At 59.9% G+C, this 17778-nt stretch carries 17 protein-coding genes, 1 other RNA gene and 1 pseudogene; 8 read left to right on the forward strand and 11 right to left on the reverse strand.

The genetic code is table 11. From position 1 onward, the window contains the following. Nucleotides 1-17 precede the first annotated feature (17 nt). The 7 genes from lepA to BRD58_RS14210 all read right to left on the reverse strand — a co-directional run bounded on the left by lepA (nucleotide 18) and on the right by BRD58_RS14210 (nucleotide 7422). A complete protein-coding gene (lepA, locus tag BRD58_RS14180) occupies nucleotides 18-1811 on the reverse strand; it encodes a translation elongation factor 4 (RefSeq protein WP_012849551.1) in 1794 nt (597 codons plus the stop codon). Nucleotides 1812-1950: 139 nt separating this feature from the next. After that, entirely contained in the window at nucleotides 1951-2427 is a 477-nt protein-coding gene (gene rseC / locus BRD58_RS14185) for a SoxR-reducing system protein RseC (protein ID WP_069579206.1), read from the reverse strand. A gap of 7 nt (nucleotides 2428-2434) precedes the next feature. Further along, a complete protein-coding gene (rseB, locus tag BRD58_RS14190; RefSeq protein WP_012849553.1) occupies nucleotides 2435-3388 on the reverse strand; it encodes a sigma-E factor regulatory protein RseB in 954 nt (317 codons plus the stop codon). Beyond that, nucleotides 3388-4026: an anti-sigma-E factor RseA gene (gene rseA / locus BRD58_RS14195; protein ID WP_012849554.1), complete on the reverse strand. Its 639-nt coding sequence runs from the start codon at nucleotides 4024-4026 to the stop codon at nucleotides 3388-3390. Before rseA ends, rseB begins: the two co-directional genes overlap by 1 nt. Nucleotides 4027-4055: 29 nt before the next feature. Continuing rightward, entirely contained in the window at nucleotides 4056-4631 is a 576-nt protein-coding gene (rpoE, locus tag BRD58_RS14200; RefSeq protein WP_012849555.1) for an RNA polymerase sigma factor RpoE, read from the reverse strand. A 439-nt stretch (nucleotides 4632-5070) separates the two neighbouring features. Continuing rightward, a complete protein-coding gene (gene brnQ, locus BRD58_RS14205; RefSeq protein ID WP_012849556.1) occupies nucleotides 5071-6438 on the reverse strand; it encodes a branched-chain amino acid transport system II carrier protein in 1368 nt (455 codons plus the stop codon). Between the two features lie 240 nt (nucleotides 6439-6678). Continuing rightward, on the reverse strand, nucleotides 6679-7422 hold the full coding sequence (locus BRD58_RS14210) for a tRNA1(Val) (adenine(37)-N6)-methyltransferase (protein ID WP_069579208.1): 744 nt from the start codon (nucleotides 7420-7422) through the stop codon (nucleotides 6679-6681). 226 nt (nucleotides 7423-7648) lie between these two features. On the opposite strand from BRD58_RS14210, the gene srmB reads away from it, so the two are divergent. Further along, entirely contained in the window at nucleotides 7649-8995 is a 1347-nt protein-coding gene (gene srmB / locus BRD58_RS14215; protein WP_015462175.1) for an ATP-dependent RNA helicase SrmB, read from the forward strand. Between the two features lie 102 nt (nucleotides 8996-9097). On the opposite strand, the gene grcA is transcribed toward srmB, so the two are convergent. Then, the gene (grcA, locus tag BRD58_RS14220; protein WP_012849559.1) at nucleotides 9098-9481 is read right to left on the reverse strand and encodes an autonomous glycyl radical cofactor GrcA; all 384 of its coding nucleotides are present in this window, start codon (nucleotides 9479-9481) and stop codon (nucleotides 9098-9100) included. A gap of 409 nt (nucleotides 9482-9890) precedes the next feature. Between grcA and ung the strand changes: the two genes are divergently transcribed. Beyond that, a complete protein-coding gene (ung, locus tag BRD58_RS14225) occupies nucleotides 9891-10586 on the forward strand; it encodes a uracil-DNA glycosylase (RefSeq protein ID WP_012849561.1) in 696 nt (231 codons plus the stop codon). Nucleotides 10587-10631: 45 nt separating this feature from the next. Here ung and grpE read toward each other — a convergent pair whose 3' ends face one another. Then, on the reverse strand, nucleotides 10632-11210 hold the full coding sequence (grpE, locus tag BRD58_RS14230; protein WP_015462176.1) for a nucleotide exchange factor GrpE: 579 nt from the start codon (nucleotides 11208-11210) through the stop codon (nucleotides 10632-10634). 181 nt (nucleotides 11211-11391) lie between these two features. Here grpE and nadK point away from each other — a divergent pair, with 181 nt between their 5' ends. From nadK to bamE, 3 genes are all read left to right on the forward strand, one after another. After that, nucleotides 11392-12270: an NAD(+) kinase gene (gene nadK, locus BRD58_RS14235; protein ID WP_012849563.1), complete on the forward strand. Its 879-nt coding sequence runs from the start codon at nucleotides 11392-11394 to the stop codon at nucleotides 12268-12270. Nucleotides 12271-12381: 111 nt separating this feature from the next. Then, nucleotides 12382-14043, forward strand: a complete 1662-nt coding sequence (gene recN, locus BRD58_RS14240) for a DNA repair protein RecN (protein WP_015462178.1) — start codon at nucleotides 12382-12384, stop codon at nucleotides 14041-14043. Nucleotides 14044-14210: 167 nt separating this feature from the next. Continuing rightward, nucleotides 14211-14561, forward strand: coding sequence for an outer membrane protein assembly factor BamE (gene bamE / locus BRD58_RS14245; protein ID WP_012849565.1), 351 nt, complete (start codon nucleotides 14211-14213; stop codon nucleotides 14559-14561). A 40-nt stretch (nucleotides 14562-14601) separates the two neighbouring features. Here the strand turns inward: bamE and BRD58_RS14250 are convergent, their stop codons facing one another. Both BRD58_RS14250 and BRD58_RS14255 read right to left on the reverse strand, forming a co-directional pair. After that, complete coding sequence (locus BRD58_RS14250; protein WP_015462179.1) at nucleotides 14602-14886, reverse strand: RnfH family protein; 285 nt, start codon at nucleotides 14884-14886, stop codon at nucleotides 14602-14604. After that, the gene (locus BRD58_RS14255; RefSeq protein ID WP_012849567.1) at nucleotides 14879-15313 is read right to left on the reverse strand and encodes a type II toxin-antitoxin system RatA family toxin; all 435 of its coding nucleotides are present in this window, start codon (nucleotides 15311-15313) and stop codon (nucleotides 14879-14881) included. The genes BRD58_RS14250 and BRD58_RS14255 overlap by 8 nt, the downstream gene beginning before the upstream one ends. Nucleotides 15314-15466: 153 nt before the next feature. Between BRD58_RS14255 and smpB the strand changes: the two genes are divergently transcribed. The 3 genes and pseudogenes from smpB to BRD58_RS14270 all read left to right on the forward strand — a co-directional run bounded on the left by smpB (nucleotide 15467) and on the right by BRD58_RS14270 (nucleotide 17748). Then, complete coding sequence (gene smpB / locus BRD58_RS14260) at nucleotides 15467-15949, forward strand: SsrA-binding protein SmpB (RefSeq protein ID WP_012849568.1); 483 nt, start codon at nucleotides 15467-15469, stop codon at nucleotides 15947-15949. A 48-nt stretch (nucleotides 15950-15997) separates the two neighbouring features. Continuing rightward, nucleotides 15998-16361, forward strand: a transfer-messenger RNA (tmRNA) gene (ssrA, locus tag BRD58_RS14265). Nucleotides 16362-16544: 183 nt separating this feature from the next. Beyond that, a pseudogene (locus BRD58_RS14270) lies at nucleotides 16545-17748 on the forward strand (integrase domain-containing protein). Nucleotides 17749-17778 lie beyond the last annotated feature (30 nt).

Consider the following 17778-nt stretch of genomic DNA (forward strand, 5'->3'; position numbering starts at 1 on the left):
GCCCGCCGGGCTAACGATCAGTCTTTGCCGACGTGCAGAATGGCCAGGAACGCTTCCTGCGGCAGCTCGACGTTGCCGATCTGCTTCATGCGTTTCTTACCCTCTTTCTGCTTCTGCAGCAGCTTCTTCTTACGGCTGACGTCGCCGCCATAGCACTTGGCCAGTACGTTCTTACGCAGCTGCTTCACCGTGGCTCGGGCGATGATCTGGTTACCGATCGCCGCCTGAATGGCGATGTCGAACTGCTGACGCGGGATCAGCTCTTTCATCTTCTCGACCAGCTCACGCCCACGCACGTTGGCGTTAGCGCGGTGGGTGATCAGCGCCAGCGCATCGACGCGCTCGCTGTTGACCATCACGTCGACCCGCACCATATCCGAGGCCTGGAAGCGCTTGAAGCCGTAATCCAGCGACGCATAGCCACGCGAGGTGGACTTCAGGCGGTCAAAGAAGTCCAGCACCACCTCGGCCATCGGGATCTCATAGGTCAGCGCCACCTGATTGCCGTGGTAGACCATGTTGGTCTGCACGCCGCGCTTCTCGATACAGAGCGTAATGACGTTACCCAAGAACTCCTGCGGCAGCAGCATGTGGCACTCGGCGATCGGCTCGCGCAGCTCCTCAATATTGTTCACCGCCGGCAGCTTGGAGGGGCTGTCTACATAGATCACCTCGTTACGGGTGGTCTCCACCTCATACACCACCGTCGGGGCGGTCGTGATCAGATCCAGATCGTACTCACGCTCCAGGCGCTCCTGGATGATCTCCATGTGCAGCAGACCCAGGAAGCCGCAGCGGAAGCCGAAGCCCAGCGCCGTCGAGGTTTCCGGTTCATAGAACAGCGAGGCGTCGTTCAGGCTCAGCTTGCCCAGCGCATCACGGAAAGCATCGTAGTCGTCGGAGCTGACCGGGAACAGCCCGGCGTAAACCTGCGGCTTCACCTTCTTAAAGCCCGGCAGGGCAACGGTCGCCGGGTTGCGGGCCAGGGTCAGGGTATCGCCCACCGGGGCGCCGTGGATATCCTTGATGGCGCAGACCAGCCAGCCGACCTCGCCGCAGTTCAGCACGTCGCGATCGACCTGTTTCGGGGTAAAGATCCCCAGACGATCGGCGTTATAGGTCTGCCCGGTGGTCATCACCTTGACCTTATCGCCCTTACGCAGCGTCCCGTTCTTAATCCGGATCAGCGACACCACGCCCAGGTAGTTATCGAACCAGGAGTCGATGATCAGCGCCTGCAGCGGTGCCTCTGGGTCACCCTCCGGCGCCGGAATATCGCGCACCAGGCGCTCCAGCACATCGCCGACGCCAACGCCGGTCTTGGCCGAGCAGCGCACCGCATCGGTGGCATCGATGCCGACGATGTCTTCGATCTCCTGCGACACGCGATCCGGATCGGCGGCGGGCAGGTCGATCTTGTTCAGCACCGGCACCACCTCCAGATCCATCTCAATGGCGGTATAGCAGTTGGCCAGGGTCTGGGCTTCAACCCCCTGCCCGGCGTCGACCACCAGCAGCGCCCCTTCACAGGCGGCCAGCGAGCGGGAAACCTCATAAGAGAAATCCACGTGTCCCGGCGTGTCGATAAAGTTGAGCTGATACACCTGCCCATTCTGCGCCTTATAGTCGAGCGTGACGCTCTGCGCCTTGATGGTGATACCGCGTTCGCGCTCCAGATCCATGGAGTCCAGAACCTGGGCCTCCATCTCACGGTCGGACAGACCGCCGCAGAGCTGAATGATACGGTCAGACAGCGTCGACTTACCGTGGTCAATGTGCGCGATAATGGAGAAATTGCGTATGTTCTTCATTATTAATATATATGCCTGATGATTTCTGAATTACTCGCCTAAGGACACGCGGACGGGCTCAAAGCGATGATTTGGGTTAAGTGGCGCCGGGCGCCGAATCGCTGCATTTTACACAGCCCATCGGCCAAAACCTAGCGCTTCACTCGCGATTGGGTGGATTCGTTATGCTACGCAGCTGGGAGGACGGCAGCGCCACCTGCAGCAGTACCGGTTGATAGGCCTCGCCCTGCGCCATACGGCGCGCCCAACGGCGTGCCAGGGTAAAACCGAGGACGCCGCCGGCCAGGGCGCAGAGCGCGCTGGCGCCATCCGACCCCAGCCACAGCTGACCGGCGCTGCCGCCGCCCAGCAGCCCGACCAACGGCGTAATATAGACCAGCAGCGCAGAGCGCAGCACGCTGGCCTCCTGCAGACCGATTTCGACCCGCTGCCCCGGCTGCAGCGGCTGGCTGACGGCCAGCCGTAGCTGATGACGGGTCTGCGGCCCCAGTTCGGCCAGCGCCGCGCTGCCGCACCCCTGACGGGCTCGACAGCCGCTGCACCCGGCGTGCGCCTCGCACTGCAGCAGAGCCTCCCCTTGCCGCCAGCTGATCACCGTTGCCCACTCTCGCATCATCGCGGCATTACCGGCTGAAACGAATGGACGCGGCGATGCGCTTGGCGGTCATCGGCGGCAGCTCTCCCACCACGCTGATTTCGGCGTTGTTGCGGGTTTCGGTATGAATGGTACGCCGCCCCTGACGCAAAAACTGATCGTCGCGGCTATCGCCGGTCGTCGGACTGACGTTGACGGAGAAGCTGAACAGCCCGTCGCTGTACAGGCGAGACTCGACCGGTTCGGACAGCGAAGGCAGGGTTCGACGACTGCGGGAAACCTCTTTGAAACCGTCGGGCACCCAGGCGGTACGCCAGCTGAAGCTGACGTGCTCGGCCGGCGGTAGGCGCAGCAGCGGCGGCAGGGTCAGACGGCTAAAGCTGCGCATCTCGTTGGCCACCTGCTGTCCCACGTCAAAGGCGATGACCCGGAACTGCTCCAGCGTCTCACCGTCGCGATCGAGCAGATCCACTCGCAGCGGCAGCTTGGAGTCCTCATCGATCCAGACGATATAGCTAAAGCGCATACCGTCGCGCGACACCACCCGGATCACCTCACAGGGGCGATCGGCGACGCGGGTGCGTCCAACGGAGATAAAGTTGTAGTAGGGGGCCAGCTGGTTAATATCGGCAAAGATCACCGACGGCAGCGCGTCGACAATGTGATCGCCGGTCAGGGTAAAGGGCTCCAGACCCGGCTCAAAGTAGCTGACCTCATTGCCGCGCAGCACCACCTCGCGCCGCGGGCCATCCATCTGCAGCAGCTGCGCCAAGGCCTGCTGGTTTTCCAGCGCATGACGATAGCGCAGCGACTCGACGCCCTGCTTGGTGATATTGATGAACGCCAGTTCGTAATTGAGTGACTGGCTGGCCTTGTTCATCTGCTGCAGCATCAGCCCCGGCGCAGTATCCTGGGCCAGGGCGGAAGAGGAGATAAACAGGCTGCCGGTCAACAGACTAAGGGCAAACCAAATGTGCTTCATTACTGCTGCTGAGTTCCTAATGACAGCGTACCGGGCACCTGGATAGACGCCTGCGCGTTGCTATCCTCGGTCTGCAGCTGTTCAGCGTGGAGACGGCGCTGCAGCTCATAGTCCTGCAGGATCGCATTGATGCGCTTGCGCTGCTGCTGGATCTGCTGCTGCGCGTTGTTGCCCTCGCTCGGCACCCCAAAGCTCACCGGCGACGCCTGTCCGCCCAGCGGCAGGGTATTGAATACCGGAGACTCGGGTTCGGAGACGCCCTCAAGAGGCTTGTTGTAATGCTGGACGCCCAGCAGCACCGCCAGGGAAACACCGGCGGCGATCCCCATCTGGGAGATCTGCCCCACCCACGGACGCACCCGGTTCCAAAACGGCATGCGCTGCCAGGCGGACGGCTGTGGCTGAGACTCTGGAATGGCGTTGGGCACCAGACGCACCGGCTCGTCTTCCAGCGCGGCGGCGATACGGTCGGTGAGGTCGATCTGCAGCGTCTCACCCACGTCACCGCGCAGGGTGTCGCGGATCAGGTGGTAACGCTGCCAGGTCTGCTGCAGTTCAGGCTCCTTGCTCAGTGAGCCGATCAGCTCGCTATCCAGCAATTCACCATCCATTAGAGCCGAAAGTTTTTCTTTCTGCATGCCTTATACCCTTTGCTGTGTCCGCATGACTAACGCTGAATCAGCGGCTGAACTTTACTGTCGATCGCTTCCCTGGCGCGGAAGATACGTGAGCGTACCGTACCGACCGGACAGTCCATGATAGCCGCTATCTCTTCATAGCTGAGGCCATCTAGCTCCCTGAGCGTAATCGCCAGGCGCAAATCCTCTGGCAATGACTCAATGGTGCGAAAAACGATCTTCTTTAGCTCATCTGACAACATTAAGTTCTCAGGGTTCGAAATTTCTTTCAGCGCGCTGGCGCCTTCAAAGTTTTCGGCCTCGACCGCGTCCACGTCGCTGGACGGTGGGCGGCGCCCCTGAGCAACCAGATAATTTTTGGCCGTATTCACGGCAATACGATAGAGCCAGGTATAAAACGCACTGTCACCGCGGAACGACTCCAGCGCGCGATAGGCCTTGATGAACGACTCCTGCGCCACATCCGGCACATCGCCGGGCGGAACATAGCGGGACACCAGGCTCGCGACCTTATTCTGGTAGCGCGCTACCAGCAGGTTAAACGCCTTCTTGTCCCCCTTCTGGACGCGTTCGACCAATACCTGATCCGTTAACTGCTCGCTCATCCGAGGTAATGTCTCCCCAAATCTGTCTCCACGTATGAAATATATCGCCAGTCGTCAAAAAAACTGAGCAAGCATTAAATTAGAGTTCATACGCGCCCAAAAGTTCCCTGCCCGTTATTTTTATCCTGCGGGCACGCGATCGACCGCCCCACATCAGGGGCGCCGGCCTCCGCCTAGCGGTACTCCGTCACCCGATGCAGAATCGATACACCTTGCGATGAATGACCGGACACAACAGCCTAACACGATTTTTCTGATTCGGCTGCACCCTGACCACGGCGGCGACAAAATTCAGAGTATAGACACCGGGTTACCTCCCCCGGCGCGGCGCCTTGCCGCGCGACCAACCGCCCGCTGCCTGCCTGGCGAAGGGCCTTGAGACAAAAAAAATCGGGCGCCCCAAGGGCGCCCGACGATTCTTCAGAAACGGTGGCCTGACTCAGGCAGCCTGCGGCGCACCGGCGTCGCGGGCTCCCGGCAGCAGCAGCGCTACCAGCAGCGCCAGCGCAGACGGCAGCACCCAGGCCATACCGTCGGCGGCCAGCGGCATGGTACGCATCTGCCACGCCAGCAGCTCGCCCAGCCAGCCGCTCTCGGCGCCGGCGGCGCGGGCGCCATCCATCAGGCTGCACAGCAGGGCGACCAGCATCACCAGGCGATAGCCCACCAGCGGATTACGCAGCCAGCGGCGGATGAAGGTCAGCACCACCAGCGCGATCGCCAGCGGATAGAGCGCCATCAGCACCGGCACAGACAGAGCGATCAGACGGCTCAGCCCCACGTTGGCCACCACCGCACAGATCACGCACAGCAGCACCACCCACTGACGGTAGCGCAGCGGCGTCAGGGTTGAGAAGTAGTCGGCGCAGGCGCTCACCAGCCCCACCGCCGTGGTCAAACAGGCCAGCAGCACCACCAGCGACAGGATCCACTGCCCCGGCTGACCGAACAGCGCCTGCACATAGGCCGCCAGCACCACCCCGCCGTTGCTCGCGCCCGGCGCGACGCTGGACGAGGTCGCCCCCAGCCAGAACAGGGAAACGTAGACAAAGGCCAGTCCGATCGCGGCGATCACCCCGGCAATGCTCAGGTAGCGGAAGCAGGCGCGCGGCGCCGTGACACCCTTGCCGCGCAGCACGTCCACCAGCAGCATGCCAAACATCAGGGCTGCGAAAGTATCCATGGTGTTATAGCCACCGATAAAACCCTTGCTGAAGGCCATGGTTTGATAGGCCTCGACCGGCGCGACGATCTCGCCCTGCGGGCGCAGCAGCACGCCGAGCGCCAGCACCACCAGCAGCAGAAACAGCATCGGCGTCAGCAGCTTGCCCACGCTGTCGATCAGCTTGCCGCGGCTCCAGGCCAGCGCCAACGTCACCACAAAGAACAGCGCTGTCACGGCCATCTGCGCCCCGTCCAGGGTCACACCGCCGACCTGCAGCGCGCTGTCGCTCTGGCTACCCAGCAGCGGGCGGATCGCCATCTCAAAGGCTACCAGGCCGGTACGCGGTGCGGCAAAGGCCGGCCCGATGATGATAAACAGCAGCACGGCGGCAAAGGTGCCGGTGCCGCGCGGTAAATCGCGGGTCATCGCCGGCAGGCCGCCGCCGGCGCTGGCGACGGCGATAATGGAAACCAGCGGCAGGCCGACAGCGGTCAGTAGGAAACCGCCCATGGCATACAGCACATTCTCACCGGCCATTTGGCCTTCCAGCGGCGGAAAAATAATGTTGCCGGCGCCCAGAAAAAAGGCAAAGGTCATTAACCCCAGCCCCAGAGTGTCAGCCATCGATAAACGTTGTTGCATATTCTGCCCTCTTATCTCTCTTACCCCACCGTCTACGCCGCAGAAACGCACGGGGGGTATCGCATCAAAACGCTGTCTGTCCAGAAGTAAACTCAGGTATGTGGCAATAAAGCGGGTGCGATGTATTGGATTTGTCCCTGAATCCCTTAAATACCCCTGCCCTCGAACCGGGATATTATGGGCAGGATACGCCTGCCCCAAGAGGAATATTGGAATATCGTGCTGATTAAAGCAACAGCACTAGAAGAAAAGGTAGAAATCTTTCGTCATGTTGCGAAAAATGCAGGAGTATTCGCTGGAATCATCTCGAATATCCAGTGTATTCGACTGTACGCTCGCAGGGAGGCGTCCGAACAACAGCAGCGCCCGGCGCACCGGTTTATCGGCGCGATCGCGCACCCATGTCCGGCGCAGCAGGTGCCAGCCGTGCGCCGTCCCCGCGCGGACCACCGACTCGGCGGCCTCGACGGGCAGCACCAGCGCCAGACGCCCGTCTGCGCTGCTCAGCTCGGCGGCGTGTTGCAGCAGCGCCGCGTGATCCAGCGAGTCCGTATAGCGCGCCGTCGCCCGAGCCGCCGTGCGACAGGCCACGCCCGGCGCAAAATAGGGTGGATTGCTGACGAGCAGATCATAGCGGCGTCCGCACTCGGCGCTAAACGCCTGCAGAGAGCGCGTATGCATGGTCAGCCGCGTCGGCCAAGGCGAAGCCAGAAAATTCTCCAGCCCCTGCGTCGCCGCGCCGGGCTCGATCTCCACACCGTCAACCTGCGCCGCGCTGCGCTGCGCCATCATCAGCGCCAACACCCCGCTGCCGCTGCCGATATCCAGAATATGCCGCTCATCGCCGCGCAGGGGCAGCCAGGCGCCGAGCAGAATACTGTCGGTGCCGACCTTCATTTCACAGCGATCGTGGGCGACAAAGAAACGTTTGAGGGTAAATCCGTTGCGCGGCAGGGGCAGCGCGGCGGAGGACGGGTGCGGCACAGCGGGCTCCTTGGAACTGAGAGAGTAACGCGCATAACATACCTGCGCCGCCGTAAAAAAGGAATGCCCGTCGGCGCGAGCGCGGCGGGGTAACGGCAGGCCCGCACGACCCGGCCGACGGCGCCGCGACCGCGTTACCGGTCATGGCAAAGGCGCACCGCGCGCTTTAATGGGTGAAGATCGTCGCCAACCCGTCTATAATCTGCGCCCCAAGCAGAGGTAGACCATGACAGCAACCAACTTTTCCGAACTCGAACTCGACGAGCGCCTGCTCGACGCCCTGCGCGACAAAGGCTATGAGCGCCCGACCGCCATCCAGATCGCCGCCATCCCGCCCGCCATGGACGGACGGGACGTTTTGGGTTCCGCACCGACGGGAACCGGCAAGACCGCCGCCTTCCTGCTGCCCGCGCTGCAGCACCTGCTCGACTTCCCGCGTAAGAAGTCCGGCCCGCCGCGCGTTCTGATCCTCACGCCGACCCGCGAACTGGCCATGCAGGTGGCCGATCAGGCCCGGGAGCTGGCGCGTCACACCAGCCTGGACATCACCACCATTACCGGCGGCGTTTCCTATATTAACCACGCCGAGATCTTTAACACCAACCAGGATATGGTGGTCGCAACGCCGGGGCGCCTGCTGCAGTACATCAAAGAAGAGAACTTTGACTGCCGGGCGGTAGAGACCCTGATCCTCGATGAAGCCGACCGCATGCTGGACATGGGCTTCGCCAGCGACATCGAAACCGTCTCCGCCGAAACCCGCTGGCGCCGGCAGACCCTGCTGTTCTCCGCCACCCTGGAGTCCGACGCGGTTCACGACTTTGCCGATCGCCTGCTCAACGACCCCGTTGACGTCAGCGCCGAGCCGCCGCGCCGTGAGCGTAAGAAGATCCAGCAGTGGTACTATCGCGCCGATAGCCTGAAACACAAGACCGCCCTGCTGTGTAGCCTGCTGCGCCAGCCGGACGTCACCAAGTCCGTTATCTTTGTGCGCAAGCGTGAGCGCGTGCATGAGCTGGTCACCTGGCTGCATCAGGCCGGTATCCAGGCCTGCTTCCTTGAGGGTGAAATGGTGCAGGCCAAGCGTAACGAGGCCATTAAGCGCATGCTGGATGGCCGGGTCAACGTGCTGGTCGCCACCGACGTCGCCGCCCGCGGCCTGGATATTCCGGATATCAGCCACGTGTTCAACTTTGACATGCCGCGCAGCGCCGATGTCTACCTGCACCGCATCGGGCGTACCGCCCGCGCCGGGCGTAAGGGGACCGCGATCTCCCTGATCGAGGCGCACGACCAGCTGCTGCTCGGCAAGGTGAGCCGCTATGTGCAAGAGCCGCTGAAGTCACGCGTCGTCGATGAGCTGCGTCCGGAGACCAAGGCGCCGAGCCTGAAGAACAAGGGTAAGCCGTCGAAGAAGGTACAGGCCAAGCGAGCGCAGAAAAAAGCCGACGAGCAGAAGAAAAAGGTCAAGACCAAAGTGCGCCACCGCGACAGTAAAAACGTCGGTAAACGCCGTCAGCCCAACGCTCAGAGCACTCCCGCCAGCGCAGGCACTGAGGATAGCGGCGAATAAGCCCCGCACACCGCCGCCCGCACTAGGCGGACGATAAAAAAAGGAGCCTTTCGGCTCCTTTTTATTTGATTGACGCCACCGTGCGGCTCGCGCCGCCGCCCCTTACAGGCTCTGGGTGAAGGTACGGGTGATCACGTCGCGCTGCTGCTCCGGGGTCAGGGAGTTAAAGCGCACCGCGTAGCCGGACACACGGATGGTCAGCTGCGGGTACTTTTCCGGATGCTTCACGGCGTCTTCCAGCGTCTCACGACGCAGCACGTTAACGTTCAGGTGCTGACCGCCTTCCACGCGCACGCTCGGCGCGACGTCCAGCTCGACGTCACGGGATTCGAATGCGCCCAGCTCGTCCAGCGATACCATCTGATCTTCAGCGTAGCCGCCCTTGGCGCACAGGCAGCGCGCGGCGCCTTTCTCTGTGTCCAGCAGCCAGAAAGAGTTCAGCAGGTCAGCGTTGTCAGCCTTGGTGATCTGAATACCTTTAATCATTTGTTGCCTCCAATTGAGATAGAGCAAAAATCGGCCAATTCGGTCATGGTGCCAGCCCCGTCGGCGGGCCATTTGGTAAAACCAATGTTGTCTTGATGTGTTATATACCAGTTAAACACCCCGCATTCTTTGATCTAAGTCAATTTTATTTGGCATGGCATTTTTACCACAACAGCAAATTTATGTTTTACATCAATTTTGACAAAAATAGCTGAAGAACAAGAAAGGGCGATTTTTCTCAGGCCACGCGCGGGGGCGGCGTGAAATGCGCGGTGGGATGGTTCCCCTGCTACCGGGGACAGGGTAAGCTACCCTTAGCGCAGTCCACCGCCGCGACGCACCGGAAACCCGGCGCATATCGGCGCTGCAACCACATGAGAATCAACAAATAAAGACAAAGGAAGTGCAGATGACCACGTCACTCACCTGGCATGACGTAATCGGTGCCGAGAAAGATCAGCCCTATTTCCGCGACACACTGACCTTTGTTGCCACAGAGCGCAGTAATGGTAAGACCATTTATCCTCCACAGCAGGATGTGTTCAACGCGTTCCGCTTTACCGAGTTCAACGACGTGAAGGTGGTGATCCTGGGACAGGATCCCTATCACGGCCCGAATCAGGCGCACGGCCTCTCCTTTTCGGTACTGCCCGGGGTGCCGACCCCGCCCTCCCTGCAGAATATGTACAAAGAGCTGAAGAGCGACATTCCCGGCTTTGAGATCCCCAGCCATGGCTATCTGAAAAGCTGGGCCGATCAGGGGGTGCTGCTGCTCAACACCGTACTGACCGTCGAGCGCGGCCAAGCGCACTCCCATGCCCAGCTAGGTTGGGAGCAGTTTACCGATCGGGTGGTTGAGGCGCTGAACAGCCAGCGCAGCGGCATTGTCTTTCTGCTGTGGGGCGCCCATGCCCAGAAGAAGGGGCGCATCATCGATACCCAGCGCCACCGCGTGCTGAAGGCACCGCACCCCTCCCCGCTGTCGGCTCACCGCGGCTTTTTGGGCTGCAGGCACTTCTCCATGACCAACCAGCTGCTGCAGGAGCAGGGAATCGCGCCCATCGACTGGCAGCCGCGCCTGCCGCAGGATGACGCGCAGGCATAAAAAAACCAGCCCGCGGGCTGGTTTCTACGCCTATTCTGGGCCGAATTAGCCTTTAGAGACGGCGACCATCGCCGGGCGGATCAGGCGACCGTTCAAGGTATAGCCCTTCTGCATCACCATCATCACTTGGTTCGGCGCATGGTCCGGTGACGCCATCATGGTCATCGCCTGGTGGACTTCGGGGTTGAACGGTACGTTCACCTCCGCCACCTGCTCCACGCCGAACTTACGCACGACGTCCAGCAGGGATTTCAGGGTCAGCTCCACCCCTTCGATCATCGACACCAGCTCGGTATTGGACTTGTCAGCAAGCTCCAGCGCGCGCTCCAGGTTGTCGATCACCGGCAGCAGCTCCCCGGAAAACTTCTCCAGCGCGAACTTATGCGCCTTTTCGACATCCTGCTCTGCGCGACGACGGATGTTGTCCACCTCGGCACGGGCGCGCAGCATAATTTCACGCTCCTGGTCCCCCATGGCCTTCAGCTGGGCCTCCAGCTCTGCAATGCGGGCATCACGCGCGTCCGGCTCCGCACCGGCGCCCTGAGTCTCAGCCTGAAGCGCTTCGTTTTCAACCTGTTCTACGTTAGCCGGCTCTTGCGTCATGTTTTGTTGTTCACTGCTCATGGAATTCTCCGCGGTTTTTGGCATTTATCTCGCTACTTGGCTTATTATGGGGATGAAAGCCGGCGATTCAAGAGAGCCGGGCATAATGGGTGTCATTCTGTCGCCCGCATCAGGCTGAGATCCGCCTGCGGGGGCGCCGACGCGGCCCGGGCGACGACGCGCCGCCAAGGAAAACCGGAACATGAACAAACGCTTTGAATCCATTGGGTTGGTCGGTCACCCGCGCCACCCCGCCGCGCTGGCGACCCACGAAATGCTGTTTCACTGGCTGACGGGGAAAGGCTATCCGGTGATCGTGGAGCGGCAGATCGCCCACGATTTAAAGCTACAGCATGCGCAGACCGGCACCCTGGCCGACATCGGCCAAAAGGCCGATCTGGCGGTGGTGGTCGGCGGCGACGGCAATATGCTGGGGGCGGCGCGCATTTTGGCGCGCTATGACATCGACGTCATCGGCGTCAACCGGGGCAACCTGGGCTTTTTGACCGATCTCGACCCGGATAACGCCAAGCAGCAGCTCTCCTGCGTGCTAGAGGGGGAATATAGCCGCGAACGCCGCTTTCTGCTGGAGGTCAAGGTCTGCCGCGACGGGCAGATGCACCGACGCAGTACCGCCATCAACGAAGTAGTGCTGCACCCGGGCAAAGTGGCGCACATGATCGAGTTTGAGGTGTACATCAACGACACCTTCGCCTTTTCCCAACGCTCCGACGGACTGATCATCTCCACGCCAACCGGCTCTACCGCCTATTCGCTCTCCGCCGGCGGCCCTATCCTGGCACCGACCCTGGACGCCATCGCCCTGGTGCCGATGTTCCCCCACACCCTCTCGGCGCGCCCGCTGGTGATCGACAGCAATAGCAAAATTCACCTGCGCTTCTCCCACTTCAGCAATGAGCTGGAGATCAGCTGCGACAGCCAAATTGCGCTGCCTATTCAGCAGGGCGAAGAGGTCATCGTGCAGCGCAGCCCGTTTTATCTGAGTCTGATCCACCCTAAAGATTACAGCTACTTCAATACACTCAGCAGCAAGCTGGGCTGGTCAAAGAAACTGTTTTAGTCGCGCATACAACGCGGCGCGCAAATATTTGCGCCGGGCACTTTACTGTATAAAAAACCAGTTTATACTGGCATTAAATACAGTAGTGTGATTCCGTACAGGGGAATACCCATGCTGACGCAGCTGACCGTCTCCAACTTTGCCATCGTCCGTGAACTGGAAGTCGACTTCCAACGCGGAATGACCGCCATTACCGGCGAAACCGGCGCCGGTAAATCCATCGCCATCGACGCCCTGACCCTGTGTCTGGGGGGGCGCAGCGAGGCCGCCATGGTGCGCATGAATATGCCGCGCGCCGATATCTGCGCCCGCTTCTCGCTGGCCGATACCCCATCTGCCCGCGCCTGGCTCGAGTCCAACCAGCTGGACGACAGCAACGAATGCCTGCTGCGCCGGGTGATCAGCGCCGACGGGCGCTCGCGCGGCTTTATCAACGGCACCGCGGTTCCCCTGTCTCAGCTGCGCGATCTGGGGCAGCTGCTGATCCAAATCCACGGTCAACACGCGCACCAGCTGCTGCTGAAGCCAGAGCACCAGCGCCACCTGCTGGACGCCTACGGGCAGCAGCACGCCCTGCGGGGCGAAATGCAGGCCGCCTACCGTCAATGGCACCACAGCGTGCGCCTGCTGGCCGACCACCGCCGCCAGATCAGCGATCGCGAGGCGCGCCGCGAGCTGCTGCAGTACCAGCTCAAAGAGCTGAATGAGTTTGCGCCGCAGCCCGGCGAGTACGAACAGATCGACGAGGAGTACAAGCGCCAGGCCAACAGCGGCCAGCTGCTCAGTCTGAGCCAGCAGATCCTGGCGGCGCTCTGCGACGGCGACGACGGCAACGCCCTGAGTCTGGTACACAGCGCGCGCCACAGCCTGAGCGAGCTTATCAGCTACGACGCGCGCTTTGCCCCGCTGCTGGAGATGCTGGAGGAGGCGGCGATCCAAATCGACGAAGCCGGCAACGAGCTGCGCCACTACGGCGATAGCATTGAAATGGATCCCGCTCGCCTGCAGCAGCTGGAGCAGCGCCTGTCGCGCCAGATCGCGCTGGCGCGCAAGCACCAGGTGGCGCCGGAGCAGCTGCCGCAGCTCTACCAGCAGCTGCTGGAAGAGCTGCACGCGCTGGATCGCCAGCAGGATGATGAAGCCCAGCTGGCGGACACCGTGCGCCAACACCATCAGCAGGCGCTCAGCCTGGCACAGCGCCTGCACCAGCAGCGCAGCGCCTGTGCGGCAGAGCTGTGCGGCCAGATCAGCGCCCGCATGCAGGAGCTGGCCATGCCCCACGGCCGCTTTGCCATCGATGTGACCTTTACCCCCGATGCGCTGACCGCCGACGGCGCCGATCGTATCGAATTCCGCGTCACCACCAACCCCGGCCAGCCGCTGCAGCCGCTGGGTAAAGTAGCCTCCGGCGGCGAACTGTCGCGCATCGCGCTGGCCATCCAGGTGATCACTGCCCAGAAGATGGATACCCCGGCGCTGATCTTTGATGAAGTGGACGTCGGCATCAGCGGACCGACCGCCGCCATCGTCGGGCGCCTGCTGCGCCAGCTGGGTGAATCGACCCAGGTAATGTGCGTGACCCATCTGCCGCAGGTGGCCGGCTGTGGACACCAGCACTACTACGTCAGCAAAGAGACCGATGGCGAAGAGACCGAAACCCGCATGCGGGCGCTGAATAAAAAGGCGCGGCTACAGGAGCTGGCGCGTCTGCTGGGCGGCAGCGAGGTCACCCGCAACACCCTGGCCAACGCCCGCGAACTGCTGGCCGCCTGAGATCCGCCGACGGCGTGGGAAAAGCGCATAATCGGGGAACCAATTCCCCGCGCCGTTGCCTATACTCCCGTCGACGTGGTAATCTCGACGCCCAGTAGATCCTGCACCAAGATGCAGAGTCGCGCCGCAGCTATCCTGGCTTTGTGTCCAAAAGGAATGAATTAACTATGCGTTGTAAAATGCTGACTGCCGCCGCCGTGGTCCTGGTTATGCTGACCGCAGGCTGCGCCACCGTGGAAAAAGTGGTTTACCGCCCTGACATCAACCAGGGCAACTATCTGACGGCGGCCGACGTCGCCAAAATCCACCGTGGCATGACGCAGCAGCAGGTCGCCTATACCCTGGGCACCCCGCTGCTGCAGGATCCCTTCGGCAGCAGCACGTGGTACTACGTATTCCGCCAGGAGCCGAGCCACGAGGGCATTACCCAGCAGACCCTGACCCTGACCTTTAACGCTAGCGGCGTGCTGACCAACGTTGAAAATACCAAAAAGCTGCCGAACGACAGCGACGCATAGGCGTTCTCCGGCAGTTAAAAAATAAGGCGCCCACGGCGCCTTATTTTTTGGCTCGCTCGGCGCGCTGGCGCCGCAGCTCACGCGGATCGGCGATCAGCGGGCGATAGATCTCCACCCGATCACCGTCGTGCAGCGGATCGTCCAGGCGCACCGGGCGACTGAAAATGCCCACCTTATTCTTACCCAGATCGATCTCGCTGCGCTGCGCCAGCAGCCCGGAGTGCTCAATAGCCTGCCCCACGCTGCTGCCCTGCGGCAGAGTCAAACGACGCAGATACTGTTTTTCCGGCAGTGCGTACACGACCTCAATGCTCATCTCAGACACGGTAAACCTCTTTGGCCCGCAGGGTAAATGCCTGCACCATGCTGCCGGCCAACTCCTTAAACACCTTGCCAAAGGCCAGCTCAACCAGCTTATTGGTAAACTCAAAATCCAAATGCAGCTCTACCTTACAGGCGTCTTCACCCAAGGGAGTAAAGCGCCAATCCCCCATCAGGCGGCGAAACGGCCCCTCGATCAGCTGCATCTTAATATTACGGTTGTCCGACAGCGTATTGCGAGTGGTAAAGGTTTTACTGATCCCCGCCTTACAGACATCGACCGAGGCGGTCATGCTCTGCGGTGAACTCTCCAGCACCCGACTGCCGACACAGCCCGGCAAAAAGGCCGGATAGGCGTCAACGTCATTGACCAACTGGTACATCTGCTGCGCGCTAAACGGCACCAGCGCGGAACGGCTAATCTGCGGCATATCAATTCCCGGACAACATAAACCGAGGCATAATACCATTTATTGCTAGACAGAGAGAATTGGCTTACGCACACTGAATGCCGACCATAAATCCGCGGCCAGCCCCGGCAAAAGGTATTCATGCGCCGGTCGTAACAGTATAATGACGCTACTATGACAAAGAAAAAAGCACATAAACCGGGTTCGGCAACCATTGCCATGAACAAGCGCGCGCGCCACGAATACTTCATCGAGGATGAGTTCGAGGCCGGGCTGTCGCTGCAAGGCTGGGAAGTAAAGTCCCTGCGGGCCGGCAAGGCCAACATCAGCGAAAGCTATATTCTGCTGCAAAACGGCGAGGCGTTTCTGTTTGGCGCCACCTTTACTCCGCTGAGCGTGGCCTCTAGCCACGTGGTGTGCGATCCGACGCGCACCCGTAAGCTGCTGCTCAAGGAGCGCGAGCTGGCGACCCTGTTCGGCAGCGCCAACCGCGACGGTTACACCATCGTCCCGCTGTCGCTGTACTGGAAGAACGCCTGGGCTAAGCTGAAGATCGGCGTGGCTAAGGGCAAGAAAGAACACGATAAACGCGATGATATCAAGGCGCGTGAATGGCAGCAGGATAAAGCGCGAATTATGAAAAACGCCGGCCGCTAACGCTAGCGCAGCGGCGGTAAACTCTGGTATACTGCCGATTACACACTTGGGCCTGATTCTGGATTCGACGGGATTTGCGAAACTCAAGGTGCATGCCGAGGGGCGGTTTGCCTCGTAAAAAGCCGCAAAAAAATAGTCGCAAACGACGAAAACTACGCACTCGCAGCTTAATAACCTGCGCAGAGCCCTCTCTCCCTAGCCTCCGCTCTTAGGACGGGGATCAAGAGAGGTCAAACCCAAAAGAGATCGCGTGGAGCTCCTGCCTGGGGGTGAAGCGTTAAATCCAATCAGGCTAGTTTGTTAGTGGCGTGTCTGTCCGCAGCTGGCAAGCGAATGTAAAGACCAGACTAAGCATGTAGTACCGACAGCGTAGTAATTTCGGACGCGGGTTCAACTCCCGCCAGGTCCACCACATACGCTTCCGGAGACGTCCGGGAAAGTCTAGAAAGCCCGCATGGCACAAGCCCTGCGGGCTTTTTTGCGTCTGTCGTTGTCCGAGTACATCCGGCTCAATCCAGAGAAAATTGGTACACGTTTAGGTACACGCTATACTGTGGTCCATTAAACGTGTACCAATTATGGATGGGATCCAGACATGGCGCGCATCACTCGCCCCCTCACTAACAACGAGATACTCAAAGCTAAACCCCGCGAGAAAGACTTTACCCTGCATGATGGCGATGGATTGTTCTTACTCGTCAAAACCTCTGGTAAAAAACTGTGGCGTTTCCGTTACCAACGTCCAATAAGTGGAAGCCGAACAAACTTAAGCCTCGGCTCATACCCAGCCCTTACGCTCGCAGCAGCTCGCCAGATACGCGACCAGCATTTAACAACCCTCGCACAAGGCATAGATCCTCAACAACAGCAGGAGCAAGCGTCAGAACAACGCCAGATTGAGTTAGATAGCATTTTCTCAACAGTAGCCGCTAACTGGTTTCAGATTAAAAGTAAAAGCGTTACAGGGGATTATGCGAAGGATATCTGGCGTTCTTTAGATAAAGATGTGTTCCCTGCCATTGGGGCGATACCTGTTCAGGAGATAAAAGCCAGAACGATTATTGAAGCACTTGAGCCAATCAAAGCACGTGGAGCTCTGGAAACTGTTAGGCGCTTCAGTGCAGCGTATCAATGAAATAATGATCTATGCGGTCAACACTGGGCTAATTGATGCTAACCCATCATCCGGCGTAAGAATGGCTTTTGAAAAACCAAAAAAGCAAAGCATGCCGACACTACGACCAGAAGAACTACCAAAACTCATGCGTTCTTTGATGATGTCGAACCTCTCTGTTTCGACTCGATGTCTAATTGAGTGGCAACTCCTGACCCTTGTGCGCCCTTCTGAGGCCTCAGGCACTCGATGGGAAGAGATCGACCTCGACGCTAAGCTCTGGACAATTCCAGCCGAACGGATGAAAGCCAAGCGGGAACATATTGTTCCTTTATCCCCTCAAGCATTAGAGATTTTAGAGGTGATGAGGCCTATTAGTGCTTATCGCGAATATGTATTCCCTAGTAGAAATAATCCTACACAACCGATGAACAGCCAGACGGCTAATGCCGCGTTAAAAAGAATTGGTTATGGGGGGAAGCTGGTCGCTCATGGATTAAGATCTATAGCAAGTACAGCTCTGAATGAGGCAAATTTCAACGCAGATGCAATTGAGGCAGCCTTAGCACACTCCGATAAAAATGAAATAAGGAGGGCTTACAATCGCTCAATATATCTTGAACAACGCATAGAACTTATGAATTGGTGGGGGTCATACGCTATAAAAAATGTACGTCAAGCATAAATATTTGAGTCTCCAAATTGGAGACTCATA

Origin of the sequence: Edwardsiella piscicida (assembly GCF_001896205.1) — a bacterium.
GTDB lineage: Bacteria > Pseudomonadota > Gammaproteobacteria > Enterobacterales > Enterobacteriaceae > Edwardsiella > Edwardsiella piscicida.